This window comes from Deltaproteobacteria bacterium, from assembly GCA_040223695.1.
Lineage (GTDB): Bacteria > Desulfobacterota_D > UBA1144 > Nemesobacterales > UBA2774 > JAVKFU01.
The window spans coordinates 114,452-130,692 of the sequence record JAVKFU010000007.1 but is presented as its reverse complement, the minus strand read 5'-3'; the positions used below and the strand labels follow the sequence as shown (position 1 = coordinate 130,692).

Here is a 16,241-nt window from a genome sequence, read left to right as displayed (position 1 = left end):
CGCTCATTTTTTTAATGTTATTTTCAATGATGCTCCGAATGACTATTTCTCTGGCGTAGTCGTTTATTTCTTACCGCTACTTTTAGTTTTCCCAAGAGCTCGTGTTTGTCGTATAACTTACCTGAATCGTTACTTTTTTCTCTTGGGAGTTTTTCTTGGGAAATTTGTGATGCCAGCATGTATAGATTACCAGCCTTACGGTTTTTCCCTTGAGGAAGTCGTATTACGACTCCCTCTTCAACCATGGTTTGTAATGCCTTTTTAGTAGCTTCGTATTCTAAGCCAAGGGACTTACTTATTCCTCTAATACCTTTCTTACCTGATTTCAGCTGATTTTTAATCCTTTCATTAGTAGTCAGTTTCTGTATATCCGGATATTTCCCTTTGAGCTCCCACCTCAGGTCCCCCTTCAATTCCGCCTCTTTCAATTCTCCGGATTCAGCGTCCCTGATGATGGTTTCTATAGATATATTTTTCCCCTGACCACGAATTTCTTTTAACAATATCGCTCCGTCAACTGCACCGAGGATAGCTGACGAGCCTCGGATAACTTCTCCACTTATACCTTCTGATTTTCGAGTATGGTGAATAACAAGGCATGAGCAACTCGTACTTTGTACGATTTCTCTGATAGGTCTTAACACTCTAGCCATATCGTTTGCGTTGTTTTCGTCAGCTGCATTATAAGACTCGATAAGAGGGTCGATTATAACAAGTTTATAATCTCTCTCCTCTATAAGGGCTTTCAGGCTGTCTCTCTGCTCTTGTGAGTCGAGCAATACAGGTTTACATATAAAATCGATATCAATGTCCTCTCGACTCTGTAGTATCTGCCAGAGCCTCTTATTAATTAGTCGGGGTCTATCCTCTAAGGCCAGATACAAGACTTTTCCTCTGGTTGTCGCATTCTGTAAAAACAGTTCTCCTTGCGCTACTGACAAGCCTATATTAAGCGCAAAGATGGATTTCCCGAGCTTCGGCTTGCCCACGAGCAACACCAGACTTCCCTCTACAATCATTTTATCGACTATCCACCTGATTGTCGGCGGTTCGTACCCCATAAAATCTCGTAACGGAGTCGGCTTTAAATCATAATTTGTATATTGTCGAGATTTTACCAGCTCGGTGAGCTCCTTCAATTTATCGGACGATAGAATTTCTTGTAGTCCGGTGTAACCTTTGATAGAGGCATCTTTCAACTTTTTATTATAAGTACTTTTTATCGCGTCCAATCTCTGTCGAGTTTCGTCATCACCGCAGTTAGAAGCTGCGCCGAGAATTATTTCTCTTGTATCAGCCCAGCTAATATTATGCTTTCGTGCAAATCCGGCAAAATACAGGGCTAAGTTTTGTCTTTGCCCTTCAGACCAATTGCCCGAAAGGATTTCGATAATCATCTCTTTTCTGTCTGCCCATGTATGTGATGTCTTAGGCACCAGTTTATTATAGGCATTATCTAGAGTTTCTCTGGATGTTCTATTTTCCCTCGCGATTTTGAGATATTTTTCAAAGCCTAGTGGTCTAAAATACTTAAAATCGACCATAACCCTATTTTCTGGTTCCCGCGTAAGAGTTCCGAAGTAGGGTAAATTGATATAATGGCCTACTCCCGGTGGTGTTATTGAGTCCTGCTTCGGAAAAACTTCCACGTGGCCATCACGAATAGGGAGATTAAGCATATTAGCTATGGTCCGAAAAATCACTCTGACTTTTCTGGCTGGCACAGGTTCTGAAAATAATACCCACACATGAACTAGGCCCGATTTACTAATCTCTAGCATAGGCTTAAAGCCAATCTGTGATAATTTAATGTATAACCTTCGAGCCTCTTTTTTTGCTCGTTTCTTCGCATTCGGGTCAGACCTGAAGTCGAGGTCAAACAACGCAAAATAACAATTACCGTCATCAAGTACAGGGTAGATACCTAGCGACTCTTCACCGTTTAGATGTCTTAGATAATGAGATTTATTCAGCTCTTCTCTCACGCAACCTCCTCTGAGTCTCCCCCATGCGTCTTCTCTGCCCCTAAATAAAGTCGCAAATTGAATTGCGAGCTTATTTTCTTTAGACTTAACTCGTGATAAAATAAATTTAATGTGAGTTTTTTTAAGCCTCAGTTTGGCGCTGGGGCTTTTTATTTTTTTAGGCATTTTCATCTCCTAGTTCGGAAATTTTATTTTTTTCAACCCAGCGATTGATATCTTCTGGGTCGAAGTATATACGTCGACCTATTCTCACTACAGGTATACGTCTATGACGGACAAGCCAACGTACACCCCATTCTTTGAAAGCTGGATATGCTTCCATTAATTGCCTCATATCCCAAAGTCTATCTTGATACATGATTGACCTCCGTTTTGTTTTATGAGGCATTAGTTTACGTGAAGTGGTGTAATCAATATTGTGAAGAAAATTGAAATATTTTCTTCACAATTTAAAGCAGGGCATCATGAATTATTGGCCAGAAGAAGTGCATTCCTAATTACGGACAAGATACTGAGAAGGATTAATTTTATTCTTGATAAGATATCTCAGCCAAGCTCTGTCTTTCAATATCCTTGGAGCCTCCCTCTTAAATATGGTTTCTTTTGTCTTGCTGATTTTATAATATCTCTTTTTTACAGATTCGTATTTGTCTTTGAAATTATTATTCAAGCAGTATAATCCTATAGCTATTGCTACCTTATCTTTATCATGCTCTCCATGGGTTAGGAAGTTTAAATTCTCTGTAGATGGCTCGTATCCAAAGATACTTTTAAATGCTTCTTGAATGTCTTTTCTCTTTTGTAATTGATTTTCACGAGTGTATCTTTTATTTAAGAACGAAGCTAACTTGAATTTGTACGTCTCAATTTCAGTATATAATTTTCGTGATTTGACTCTAGCCAAGTTTTTATCACTACTTTTACGTCCTTTAGCATATTCTGGAATGAATGCATTCAATCCAGCCGACTTGAATATATTCTTAGCCATTTCCCTCTTATCATATAAAAGGCAACAATGATGTAACACATGAATAGCACGCTTAATTAGAGGGTCATTATAAATACAGAAGGGGTCATTTCTTATCCTCAATAGAAACTCATCTTTGGTAATTTCAGGGTATATGTATAGTTTGAGCTTTTTCTTATTCATTATAATTATTTTATGGTCGGCTACAGTTCTGGCTACAGTCAGCTTTACATTCTATCATAATCCCACACCATTAAACACAAAGCGAGTTCGTAATTAAGATATATATAAACCTATGATTAAAGGGAGTTATGCTTGATGGAACAACACAACACAAATTAGCACAACTTCAAATTGAAGCTCTGTTAACCACTAGGTCGGGGGTTCGCCAATATTTACGTATTAAGCTTTTTGTTAATATCTGGCGCAAATGTATTTCATCATTATCCTTAAGGAGGAACGTAAGAATAGACCGGAGCTTCATAGATATGGAAAAGATGAACGGAAGAGATCTTTTGTTTGAAATACTTCTCATAGAAAACTTAGACAGAATATTGTATCTGCAAGCAGTCAGAAAACTAAGTAAGGAGGCGTGCATACTATATAAATATATGAAAAATGGTCCAACTTCTGTCGAATTCAATATACGGTTTGTATTACGCATGGACTGTGGTTGTTCTGGACATGCCTGTCCATAACTTATCTCCAGGAGGATTAATTATGGAACTTTATGAGGTAATGCGCACGGCTTTTGCCGCGAGAGAATTTACCAAAGATCCTATATCCGATTCCACTCTCTACAAAATTCTCGATAACGCGCGTTTCGCTCCAAGCGGTGGAAACAGACAGGGATGGCGTGTGATTATTATACGAGAGAAGAAAACGAGGAAGGCTCTGGCTGACCTGGCCGCGCCCGCCGCGAAGAGATACGCGGCACAGCTGGAGGCGGGTGAAAACCCCTGGAATACCATAGTCCCGTCAAAGGTCGATTCCGAGACGATAGATTCCATTCCGGCCCCGACCCATTTAACAAAAATATATTTGGATGCTGCTTTAGTGCTGGTTGTGTGTGTTGATCTCAGGGTTGTCGCTTCTGTGGATCAGAACCTCACTCGAATCGGCGTAGTCAGCGGGGCTTCTATTTATCCTTTTGTCTGGAATATCCTGCTTGCTGCTCGAAACGAGGGATATGGCGGTAATATAACTACCTTAGCTATTTCCCGTGAACCGGAATTACGAGAGCTTCTTGGCATCCCGGATCATTTCGCGGTAAGCGCAATTATACCGCTCGGTAAACCTCTAAGGCAGCTCACACGGTTAAAGCGTAACCCGGTTTCCTCATTCGCCGTTAATGGACACTGGAGCGGCAGACCCTTGACTGAAAACGGTCATGATTAAGTATTGTGAGAAGCCCGACTATAGGGATGAACTGAATTTGGTCTTTGAACTGATGCTAAAACAAGAACAGTGAAGGAGATTAAATTATGAACGTATTGATTATTATCTTATCCGGCATACTGATTTGATTGATATTGTCATAGCGGCTCGTGAATATATACAACCGGGCCTTTGATCATGGGCTTCCCTACCGACTTAGCAATCCTGGTGAGCATGCCGTTGAATATCAGATGGTGAAGAGGGGATACAGAATACCAGTATAATATGCCGCCCAGGCCGCGGGGAATAAATCTTGCAATTTGATGAAGCTCCACGGTCCCGTCTTCCTTTGGAAGAATAGAGAAGTCCAGAATCGCGCTCCCGGGTAATTTCATCTCGGCTTTTAATAAGAGCCTTTTATAGTTCCTGACTTCCTTTATTCGCCAGAAATCCACCATGTCCCCTTCATTAAGATGATGAGGGTCGGTCCTTCCTTGTCTCATTCCGACACCGCCGATCAGATTGTCTATTGAGCCTCTTAGTTTCCAGAGCCAATCCGCATAGTACCATCCATTTCTACCTCCGATATTTAACAGAGGCTGCCAAACCTGCTGTGGGCTTGCCTTGATTCTGACTACTCGGTGGTCTTCAAAAACCTTGCCGCCGGCCCAGGCGTCGTCTCCCGGATAAGTCCATTCAGGCGGGGGAATAACGTCAGTTTGTTCGTTAATATCTTTCACTAAATTATGCTGCGCCTCGTCGAGAGCGAGCTTTATCGCTTGTCTGCAATCCAGCAAATCCTGCGATATTTCATTGTGTATTCTGTTCTCAAGACAAACCACTTTACTGCTTAAACCCTGAGCCAGGGGTCTGGCAATCGCTGCGTTAATCGGTGTTACCAGATGAATCCAGTATGAGCTCAATTTTGGCGTTAGAACCGGAGCGGGAATAATCCATCTCCTCGACAGACCCGCTTCCCTGGAGTATGTATGCATAAGACTCTGATAGCTCAGGACTTTCGGGCCTCCGATGTCGTATGAATTTCCCGTTGTGGATTCCGTCTTCAAACATTTAACCAGGTAATACAAAGCGTTTCTTATCGCTATCGGCTGAGATTCTATACGGACCCACTTCGGGGTTATCATGATTGGCAGGCGTTCTACGAGATACCTAAGTATCTCGAATGACGCGCTTCCCGCTCCTATGATCATTGCCGCCCGAAAAACGGTTGTCGGAACTTTTCCCGATTGCAGTATTTCCCCCACTTCAATTCGGGACAGAAGGTGTTTACTGATTGTCGTATCCTTGTCGCCCAGCCCGCCGAGATATATTATTCTCTTTAATCCGCATCGCTCGGCAACCTTAACCATGTTCTGAGCTGCTTTTCTATCCGCTTCCGCAAAATCCTCTTTGTTCGGGTTCATCGAATGAATAAGATAATATGCGGCGTCGCAGCCCTGAGTTACATTTATTAACGAGTCCTCATCAAATATATCAAACTCGGCCAACTCAAGATTTTTTTTGTTACTCCAGGGTCTTTTTTCAAGTTTATCGATAGACCTGCTGCATGCTCTAACCGAATAACCGCTGTTGAGGAGCTCCGGAACGAGTCTCGCGCCTACATAACCTGAGGCTCCGAGAACCAGTACTCGTGAATTCCCAGGTTCGATTTTTGACATTTTATTTTTTTGCTCCGCCTTTTTCATCGAACGATATTGGCGTTAATAAATTTTTGTTCCCGTAAGTTAGGTTAGCATTAATTTGTAATTCCGTGAATTTTACAGGCTCGAATATTCTGGCCTTATCTATAAAAGACATTATAAATAGTAGAGATATGCTATCAATTCTATATATACAAGTGGCATGCCAAGCAAGACTAAATCTCCGCATGAGACAAATATACTTTGTAGAGCGCGTCGAGTCAGGTTATGGGCGGCAAGGTTCTTAAAGCGAGCACGGGCAACTAAGCCCTTGAAATTATTCACACATTTAGCCGCTTGTAATCCTGCTGAGCGCTGATTTGTGGCTCCGAATCTTTGGGCCTGAATGTTAACCGGGAGCCGGACTAAGCCTTCTCGTAATTATGTTTATCGCCCCGTGTTCTCTTCAATTCTTTTCATCTCTTCCATCCACTTGTTAACAGTCTCCTGATATAAATCCTTTGCGTCCTTTTTACCCACTGCGGGTTCTATCGGGTCCATCACGGTAAGAGTCACCTTCGGGAAATTAAGATCGGGGTTTACGGGGGAGAGTGTTTTGGTTGCGCCGTCGATATAAATCGGAATGATAGGAGTGTTTGTTTCCACGCTCAATAAACCCGTCCCTATCCTGGGCTCCATTATACTTCCGGTACTCGTGCGCGCCCCCTCCGGAAAGATGCAGACGGACATGCCGCGTCTCAGCCCCTGTGACGCCAGTCTCAGGGAGTCGGCGTACGTTCTGCTGGTACCCGTCAGTATTACTCTCAAGGGATGCACGATCCAGGAAAGCGGGGGCTTGCTAAAGTACTCGCCGAAGCCTGTGAAAAGAAGTTTTTCAAGCATGTCGCCGGGCAGAAGGGCAAAAATCAGTACAGGATCTATGAAGCTCTGGTGGTTGGGACATATCAAAACCGCTTTATTCCTAGGTATCTTGTTAACTTTTTTGATGCTGGCCCTGAATGTGATTTTTACGATTACCCTGACCAGGATCTGTATTATTCTCATAGCCGCTCTTTTAAAAATGCCCCGGTTCAAATTAAAAATATCATCTATTGATTCGGTTTCTTCCCGTTCGAATAAAGTTTTTAGATTTCTATCTTCTTCAGTAATTGTCGGTTGTGATTCGGGTAGTCTTTTGAGTATGTCCCCGATTGTGCGGATGTCTGAAATGTCTCTTTCCGTTATCAAAACTCCGAACTCCTTTTCAAGTAAAGCTGTGATCTCGACAAGCGTAAGGGAATCGAGTCCGAGGTCCAGTGTGAGGTCGTCGCTCGGATGAAAAGGTCCCTCGACTTCGGTTATCTCGGTAAAGTGTTTCAGGAATCTTAGGGCTTCGGGCTTGTTCAGGAGCTCTATCGCCTTGGGTGTGAGGAATGTTTCCCTCGGTTGCTCGCCCGCCTTTAGCTCGGCTGCTATCTCCTCAATTTCACCTCTCCTGAACTTGCCCAATCTTGTCTTCGGCAGTTCGTCAGTGTAAATAAGAACCTCGGATATCTGCATATATGAGGGCAGGCTCGACCCCGTCATTGAGATGGTAGTACGTATTCTTTCCCGTATATCAAGAACGTCTCTGTCTCTTGCCTCTTTCATGTCGGGGACTACTACCATGCCGAGACCTTTAATGCTGCCGGAGTCCGACTTCGAGGGTATGACGCAAAGCTCCTTTATGAGTGAGCTCTTTTTATACAGGTTTTCCACATCCTCAGGATATATATTCTTGCCCGAGGGAAGAACTATCACCTCTTTGGCCCTTCCGGTAATAAAGAGATTATTCCCCGAATCCAATCTCCCCAGATCCCCGGAAAAAAGCCACCCGTTTCTTATCAGTTCGTTAGTAGCGCTCTCGTTCTTGTAATAGCCTCTAGTGACATTCGGTCCTCTTATGCATACCTCTCCCGTTCCGGACTCCTCCGGGTTATCGATCCTGATTTCAACCCCCGGCAGCGGTTTTCCCGCGCTTCCCGGATTGGGGTTATCAGGCGACGTCAGTGTCGAAACAGCGGAGGTTTCGGTGAGTCCGTATCCCTCGGCTATCTTGAAACCGAGGCTGAGAAAGCTGCTATATATTTTAGGGTCGAGCTTGGCGCCCCCTGATGTAAAAAAACGAAATTGCCCGCCGAACGGTTCGTGAATTTGTCCGAAAAACAATTTTCCCAATCTCACATTTATTGATTTCCAGCTGAATTCCGATATTTTGAACATACTTTTAAATAAAGTCTTTTGCAGCAAAGGCAAGCGTCTCACTCTGCTGTCTATTTCGTTATACAGAAGCTCGAATAACCTCGGCACTCCAGGGAAAATTGTGACTTTTGTTTCTCTTATACATGCAATCAGGTCGGTGCTTTTAATTGACTCTGAAAATGTAACGGTAGCGCCTGCCCAAAGAGGGGACAGTAAGGCTACTATAGATGAGTATCCGTGATGAAGAGGAAGAATATTTAAGATGTTGTCCCGTGGCCTCACATCGACTGATTTCAATATTGCCCTTACGTTGCCGAAAACATTATTGTTCGATAACTGAACGCCTTTTGGAGTCCCTGTAGTGCCGGAGGTAAACAATATGGCTACCAGATCATCCGGGTCCGGTATATGAGGCTCGCCTGATCGCTTTTCTTCGGACCCGTTAACTATCGATTCCATAGGGATGACTTCAATATCTGAGCCTCTTGTCGTTAATTCTTCTTTGAGTTTATCTATATGCGATTGGTCGGTTATTACGGCTTTTGCCTCCGAGAAACTCAGAAAATTGAAAATATCCTGAGGGCCGAGCAGGGCGTCAAGCGGTACCAGAATAACGCCTGCGAAGTGGACAGCGATGTAAGATATAACCCAGTCGGGAGAGTTGTCGCCATATACCGAAATACGATCGCCCGGTTTATATCCCATAGACTCCAGTTTTAATTTTAGCTTGAGACAATTTTGGTATAGGTCGCGGTAGCTGATTGTGGAATATGCGCCTTCGGAGTCCCTTAGCTGTAGGGCTGTCTTATCGGGCTGTTTCTCGGCCCAGTGCCGGAGTTGTTCAGCGAGCATTTATAGTTTCCCTAATATTTTATAAAAAAGTCGCGATTCCTAAAAGATTATAACTTAAATTGAGGCGGGGAATTTGAGCTGTGGAAATTTTTTTCGGTCTGCCGTAACCATATTTCACAGTTTTATAATCTCTGGTGAGCTTCAAAGCTTATATTTTTAATTACAGGACGTTATTCTACAGTATGAATACTCATACCAGCTTCATCCGTGATAACAACATTATCTCCGGCTTTAATAACTTTAGATTTTAGTGCAGTTCTAATCATATTCTCGGGGGTTAGGTATTGCTCCTCATCGTTTTGGGTCAAAACTGGAATAACTCCCCATACGCCAGGCAGGTATCTGTATGTATCAACTGATGGCGTGATAGCTATAATGATCTGTTTGGGACGATACCTGGAGATGGTTTTTGCCGTATAGCCTGATTTGGTGTAGGTAATGATTGCTGATGCTTTTATATCTTCAGCTACGTTGCACACCCCAAGCCCCAGAGCTTCACGATCGCTATCAGTGGAAAAATTCCTGAATTTATCGACCAGAGTCTGGAATAAAGAGCTGGATTCCATGGTTTTTGCGATTTTAGCCAGAATTTTCACCGCCTGATCCGGATATTCGCCGATTGCCGTTTCCTCGGAAAGCATTACAGCGTCTGTACCGTCCAGAATCGCGTTAGCTACGTCGGCAACCTCAGCCCTGGTCGGTCTCATGTCGTGTACCATCGATTTCAGCATATGAGTAGCCGTAATCACAGTCTTTCCAATCTCATTTGACTTGCTAATAATTATTTTTTGCGTTATCGGGACCTTTTCGATAGGAGTTTCAACTCCCAGGTCACCGCGGGCAACCATGATTCCATCAATAGCGTCCAGTATTTCATCGATATTATCTATTGCCGGAAGGGTCTCTATTTTGGCGATAACCGGCAGTGTGCTCTTTTTCTTCTTTAAGTATCTTTTTACCTTCTCAACATCCCGGGCATTTCTGACGAAAGATAGGGCTATCATGTCAATTCCGGTCTTAATTCCGAAATCGAGATCCTTTTTGTCCTTATTTGTAAAGCTCGATATGTCGAGGGAGTGTGCCGGTATGTTGATTCCTTTTTTGGAACTGAGTTTCCCCCCGGTAATTACCCGGCATATTATATCTTCTTTTGAAGTTTCAATGACTTTAAGCTCTATGGAGCCGTCACTCAGAAGTAAGGTGTCACGGGCGTTTACTTTTGTCGGCAGCTTCTTATAATTGACTGATACTTCATTCTCATCGCCCGGAACGCTACGGCTGGTTAACGTGAAATCCGATCCTGATTCCAAGATTACCGACCCCGATTTTATTCCTCCAATTCTGATTTTCGGTCCCGCCAGATCCTGCAGAATTGCTACAGGTTTGTTTAGGTCGTCTGAGATTCTCCTGATTGTATCGATTCTTTCTTTATGCTCGGAGTGTGTGCCGTGAGAAAAGTTTAATCTCGCTACGTTCATTCCCGATTGAATCAGCTTCGAAAGCATTTTTGGGGAGCTTGTGGCGGGACCTATTGTACAAATAATTTTGGTTTTAATCATTGCGGATTTTGAGTTTCGTACAACCTCTCTTGATTATAAGTCTAAGCATAGAATAATAATTACACTTTATAACTGGTTAATCAATTTAAATAGTTTAGTTGAATTTTCGGCTTTTTTGTTATCACTCAAGCTGTGAATATATGAGGTAGTGCTATTACTTATTGGCGGTTTAAAAGAGCGCACTGTAACTTATACTTACCTTAAAAATAATCAAGACCTGACTAATTTATGAATAGCCTTGTTGTATTATCGATATTTATTTTATTGGTGGGTCATCTATTTGCCGGAAGACTGAGTTTCTTTAATACGGCTTCACGATGCAAATGGTTATCCATGGCGGGAGGGGTATCCGTGGCATACGTGTTTATTCATGTATTGCCGGAGCTCAAAGAGGGGCAGGATGTATTAAAAGAATCCGACTATTTTAATTTCATAAAATTCTTCGAATCCCATGCGTATTTTATCGCAATGCTGGGCTTGATGATATTCTACGGCCTGGAAAAGTTGGTGAAAACGTCTAAATATAAGAGCCGTGACGGCTCTAAAGAAAGAAATTTAGGGGTTTTCTATATACATATATTTTCTTTTGCCATCTATAATGCGCTCATCGGCTACTTGCTGGTTCACAGGGAAGATCATTCGGTTCAGGGACTGGGTTTTTATGTAGGAGCTATGGGACTTCACCTGATAGTTAACGATATTGGACTGAGAGAGCACCATGAACATATATACGACCATATCGGGAGGTGGGTACTCGGTTTCTCTCTATTTATCGGCTGGCTTGTGGGAATCAATACTGAAATAAGTGAGCCTGCCATCGTTGCTCTTTTCTCTTTTCTTGCAGGCGGCGTTATTCTCAATGTTTTAAAAGAGGAGCTTCCCGAGGAGCGCGACAGCAGATTTTGGCCTTTCGCATTGGGAGCTCTCCTGTACGCTTTTCTTATGTTTACAATTTAATGGTTTTATACGTGGGAACAATTTTTGAATCCGCTCTGGATTTCATTTAAAAAAGCGCTCTCAAGTCAGCCGTGCTAATTAATTGTAAACGGCATCAGGAATTAAACGGCCGAAGAAAAGACCCCTCGAAGAAGATTCTTTACAAAATGCGATATCACTGTACTAGAAATTCAATCACAGGAACCCATTATTCTAATGACGAAATAGAACTCATAATCTACAAATAATTCATTTAGTAGAACCGATTACCTCTATTTTTTCTTAATACCCAGGTTACTTAATTCTGCTGCAATTAGTAGCTGAAACCCCTTTTATTTTCCGTATACTTAAAACAACCATATTGTAAAACAGGAGGATTTAATGAAAGTCTTGGTTGTTTATTATTCGATGTACGGTCATGTTCATAGAATGGCGGAGGCAGCTGCGGAGGGAGCGAGGTCTGTGGACGGTACGGAAGCTCTTCTACGCCGCGTGCCTGAAACTCTGCCCGACGATGTGCTTGAGAAAATGGGCGCGATAGAATCTCAGAAAGAGCAGGAGCATATCCCCGTGTGCACACGGGACGAATTGGGTGAGGCGGACGCGATAATATTCGGAACCCCGACCCGCTTCGGCAACATGTGCGGCCAGATGCGCCAGTTTCTCGATTCTACGGGAAAGCTATGGCAGAGCGGGAAATTGGTCGGAAAAGCGGGGAGTGTTATTACTAGCTCGAACACTCAGCACGGCGGCCAGGAATCTACCATCCTCAGTTTTCATTATACATTGCTGCATCAGGGTATGGTGATTGTCGGTCTTCCGTACACCTTCGAGGGACAGATGACTATGGATGAGATAACCGGATGCTCTCCATACGGAGCTTCAACGATCGCTGGCGGCGACGGAAGCCGCAGTCCAAGCGATAACGAGTTGGCCGGCGCGCGGTTTCAGGGAGAGCATGTCGCAAAGATCGCGAAAAAGCTTGCTGCATAAGGGGAATATATAAGCAATACGTATTAAAGATGCATATTCTTCGAAGGTTCAAAAAATTACCTGATATTGGTATTTACCTGTTTGATTAAGAGTCTTTTTTTCGCAGAGTGCGTCATCGGCTTCCTCATGCCAATCCCGGATCAGGCTCCGTCCGAGTCCGGGATGAAATTATTCTGTCAGTATTATGAAATCATGATGGCTTAATTTTCTTAGGATAGCTGAGGAGTTATTCCGATTTTTTCAATTTAAGGTTAATTTATATCCTTAATGGGAAATTTTGAGGAACGCTACGGGAAATTAAATCCCGAGCAGAGAGAGGCCGTAGATTATATAAACGGTCCGCTACTTGTCGTTGCCGGACCCGGTACCGGAAAGACCGAGATTCTGGGTCTCAGGATCGCGAATATTCTCAGAAAAACCGATACGTCTCCCAGGAACGTTCTGTGCCTCACATTCACTAACTCTGCATCCCATAACATGCGTAAGAGATTGTCGGAGCTGATCGGACAGGACGCGTATAAAGTAGCGATACACACGTTTCATAGTTTCGGAGTCGAGATTATAAGCGGTTACCCGGAATATTTTTATAGCGGCACGATATTTTCCCCCGTTGATGATTTAGGGCAGATTCAGATACTTGAAGAAATAATTGAGGAACTCTCGTACGACGATCCTCTACGGACAATCCATCCCGAGGGTGGATATGCTTATATTAACAGCATTAAAGAAGCCATAGGCGATTTAAAGAAGGCCGGACTCACCCCTGAAGAATTCCGTTTAGTACTGGAACGGAATAAGACGTGTTACGAACATCTGAATCCTCAAATTAATTCAGTATTTGCTCCGAGAATAGCAAAGAAATCAATTGGAATCGTTGCAGGTCTCGTAGAAAACTTGAGTTCTGAGAATGCCCTTGATACGGCATTTCTGGATATAAAATCAATCGTAGAGTCGGTGCGACATTCACTCACTCATATACTCGAAGATGCCGAGAGGAGCGCAAAGACAAAGCCTCTATCCGACTGGAAATCCGAATATACAAAAAAAGATGATAATGGAGCTCTCGTACTAAAGGATAGTCTCTATTCGGACAAACTCTTCTCTCTCGCGGATGTATATGAAGAATATCAAGAGCGGTTGTATAAAGAAAGATGCTATGATTTTGACGACATGATACTCGAGGCGATCCAGGGTATCGAGACAAATAAATCGCTGGGATACGAGCTCCATCAAAAGTATGAATACATACTGGTCGACGAGTTTCAGGATACGAATGAAGCGCAAATGAGGCTTCTTCGTCTCATAACGAAATACGGTGAAGACGGCCGGGAACCGAATGTTATGGTTGTAGGGGATGATGATCAGGCGATATACAAGTTTCAGGGCGCGGAATTGTCAAACGTTCTTAATTTTCAAAAAATTTATCCGGATACCAAAGTACTAAGCATTACTTCAAACTACCGGTCGACTCAGGATGTTCTGGATCTCGCGCGTTTTATCATAACAAAGGGAGAAGAACGTCTTGAGAATTTATATCCCGATATAGATAAAAACATAGTTTCTTCGAATGCCAGGGTCGAGCCCGGAGAAATCGTTTCAAAGTCCTTTCCCACAAATTTACACGAATATTTCTGGGTAGGTCGTGAAATCGAGAGGCTCATTCAAACGGGCAAATGCCCGAGTAGTATAGCCGTCATAGCTCGAAATCACAGGCAGCTTGAGGAGATCGCGCTCTTACTAAATAAAATGGAGATACCCCTCATATACGAGAGATACAACAACGTGCTGAGGGAGCCTCATGTGCGTCAGCTTATTCAGATATCCCGTTTTATCAGCTCCGTTTGCCGGAAAAACATGGACGAGGCGGACGAGTATTTACCGGAAATTCTCAGTTATCCCTTTTGGAAAATAGACCGGAAGGTTATATGGGATATTTCAAAAAAAGCTGGAAACAGGAGGGCCGGGTGGCTTGACATAATGGAATCCTATCATGATGAAAATATCAAACGGGTGGCTGATTTCTTAATACAGCTTGGAAAAGAATCCTCCTTCGAGACGCTCGAGCACATTCTCGATAGGATAATGGGGGCTCATGAGGAGCTCGTTCCCGATAACGACGAAGACGAGTTAGAGAGCCCGGATGGGGTTTCTGACCAAAAATTTGTCAGTCCCTTCAAGGATTATTATTTCGGGGAACGCAGACTGGAGGAAAATCGCGTCGAGTATATAAAATTCCTTTCGGGCCTTCGCACCTTTATCCAGGCATTAAGGGACTACAGGAAGGGAGAGCTTTTAAAGATCGATGACCTTGCCGAATTTGTGGGGCTTCATGAAAAAAACAATGTCCCGGTAATTGACAACAGTTTTTTCGTGAATTCAGGTGATTCGGTCAGCCTTCTCACCGCTCATAAAGCGAAAGGGCTTGAGTTCGATACGGTTTTTGTAATTAACTGTCAGGAGGAAATCTGGACACGAAAGGGCAGGGGGTCTTTGCTACCATTCCCCCTTAATCTTCCGATTAGCCCTGCGGGCGATACCCTGGACGATCAGCTTAGATTATTTTACGTAGCTGTAACGAGAGCCGGAAGCAATCTCTACATTACTTCTTACGAAACGAAGGAAAACGGGAATATTTCGTCAAGGCTTCATTTTATTCAGGATTCCGGAGAGAGCGAAGAGTCGGGAGCTAAGTTAAGAAAGGCGTTAAGCGTAGACCGGGAAGATATAGACGTTTCTGAGATACCTGATACCGGGGATGTGTTAACAGTCTCGTGGGAATCGTACCATGCTCCGCCGGTCGTTCATGACGAAAAGGCTGTTTTCGAGAAGACTCTGGAGGAGTACAAGCTCAGCGTGACTCACCTGAACAATTTTTTGAATGTAACAAAAGGAGGCCCCCGTTTATTCTTTGAGCAGAATCTGCTTAGATTTCCTCAATCCAAGACCCCCGAGGGTTCTTACGGCTCTGCTATTCACCGAATAATGGAGGCCGTTTACAGGCATCTGAAACAAGCCGGAGAACTTCCCTCCCTTGAAATGGTGCTGGGCTGGTATGAGCGTGAGTTGGCATATGAAAGATTGAATGAAAAACACTTCAAGGATTATTTAAAGAAGGGGAGGGATAGATTGACTATTTTTTATGATAAGAAGATTGAAAATTTTCATCCCTCCCACTTCTCGGAAGTTAATTTCAGCGACCAGGGAGTTGTGATAGGCAAGGCTCATTTAACCGGGAAGATCGACAAGATGGTCCCTCTGAACGAAGCGGAGATTGCGGTCCATGATTTTAAAACGGGTAAGCACAAAACGGACTGGAAGGGGAGCGGACAATACGAAAAAATACAGCTTCATCAATATAAAAGACAGCTGGTTTTTTATAAGCTTTTAGTCGAACACTCAAAAGACTACGGAGCTGAATACAAAGTAAATCGCGGAGTGCTTGAGTTCATCGAGCCTGAAAAAGGAGAGTTATTCGACTTGCGCGCCGAAATTGAAAGGGAGGAATGTGAGCGAACGGCTCAGCTGGCATCCATTGTGTTTGATAAGATCAGTAATCTGAATTTCCCCGACGTCAGACGCTACGCACAGGATTTAAGCGGAATCTTGAATTTTGAGGACGATTTGCTCGAAGGTAAAGTATGATTGGTTGTTTATTATCGGCCTTACCTCTTTTTATAATTGACAAGGACGG

The 16,241-nt window shown here is 43.3% G+C and carries 10 protein-coding genes; 4 read left to right on the top strand and 6 right to left on the bottom strand.

Features of this window, described 5'->3' with window-relative positions; translation table 11 throughout:
- Positions 1 to 23: 23 nt before the first annotated feature.
- The 3 genes from RIG61_01440 to RIG61_01430 all read right to left on the bottom strand — a co-directional run bounded on the left by RIG61_01440 (position 24) and on the right by RIG61_01430 (position 3,135).
- Entirely contained in the window at positions 24 to 2,150 is a 2,127-nt protein-coding gene (locus RIG61_01440) for an AAA family ATPase (GenBank protein MEQ9617820.1), read from the bottom strand.
- The gene (locus RIG61_01435; GenBank protein ID MEQ9617819.1) at positions 2,143 to 2,343 is read right to left on the bottom strand and encodes a helix-turn-helix domain-containing protein; all 201 of its coding nucleotides are present in this window, start codon (positions 2,341 to 2,343) and stop codon (positions 2,143 to 2,145) included. Before RIG61_01435 ends, RIG61_01440 begins: the two co-directional genes overlap by 8 nt.
- Positions 2,344 to 2,478: 135 nt before the next feature.
- Positions 2,479 to 3,135: a hypothetical protein gene (locus RIG61_01430; GenBank protein ID MEQ9617818.1), complete on the bottom strand. Its 657-nt coding sequence runs from the start codon at positions 3,133 to 3,135 to the stop codon at positions 2,479 to 2,481.
- Positions 3,136 to 3,672: 537 nt separating this feature from the next.
- Between RIG61_01430 and RIG61_01425 the strand changes: the two genes are divergently transcribed.
- A complete protein-coding gene (locus RIG61_01425; protein ID MEQ9617817.1) occupies positions 3,673 to 4,350 on the top strand; it encodes a nitroreductase family protein in 678 nt (225 codons plus the stop codon).
- Between the two features lie 137 nt (positions 4,351 to 4,487).
- On the opposite strand, the gene RIG61_01420 is transcribed toward RIG61_01425, so the two are convergent.
- From RIG61_01420 to pyk, 3 genes are all read right to left on the bottom strand, one after another.
- On the bottom strand, positions 4,488 to 6,008 hold the full coding sequence (locus tag RIG61_01420) for an SDR family oxidoreductase (protein MEQ9617816.1): 1,521 nt from the start codon (positions 6,006 to 6,008) through the stop codon (positions 4,488 to 4,490).
- A 408-nt stretch (positions 6,009 to 6,416) separates the two neighbouring features.
- Positions 6,417 to 9,062, bottom strand: a complete 2,646-nt coding sequence (locus RIG61_01415; protein ID MEQ9617815.1) for an AMP-binding protein — start codon at positions 9,060 to 9,062, stop codon at positions 6,417 to 6,419.
- 170 nt (positions 9,063 to 9,232) lie between these two features.
- Positions 9,233 to 10,621 (bottom strand): pyruvate kinase, encoded by a 1,389-nt coding sequence (gene pyk / locus RIG61_01410; protein ID MEQ9617814.1) that lies wholly within the window; start codon positions 10,619 to 10,621, stop codon positions 9,233 to 9,235.
- Positions 10,622 to 10,972: 351 nt separating this feature from the next.
- Between pyk and RIG61_01405 the strand changes: the two genes are divergently transcribed.
- From RIG61_01405 to RIG61_01395, 3 genes are all read left to right on the top strand, one after another.
- Positions 10,973 to 11,578, top strand: coding sequence for a hypothetical protein (locus RIG61_01405; protein ID MEQ9617813.1), 606 nt, complete (start codon positions 10,973 to 10,975; stop codon positions 11,576 to 11,578).
- Positions 11,579 to 11,938: 360 nt separating this feature from the next.
- Positions 11,939 to 12,550 carry an NAD(P)H:quinone oxidoreductase gene (gene wrbA / locus RIG61_01400; protein MEQ9617812.1) on the top strand — a complete coding sequence of 204 codons (612 nt, stop codon included), beginning with the start codon at positions 11,939 to 11,941 and terminating at the stop codon, positions 12,548 to 12,550.
- A 267-nt stretch (positions 12,551 to 12,817) separates the two neighbouring features.
- On the top strand, positions 12,818 to 16,192 hold the full coding sequence (locus RIG61_01395) for an ATP-dependent DNA helicase (protein ID MEQ9617811.1): 3,375 nt from the start codon (positions 12,818 to 12,820) through the stop codon (positions 16,190 to 16,192).
- Positions 16,193 to 16,241: the final 49 nt, after the last annotated feature.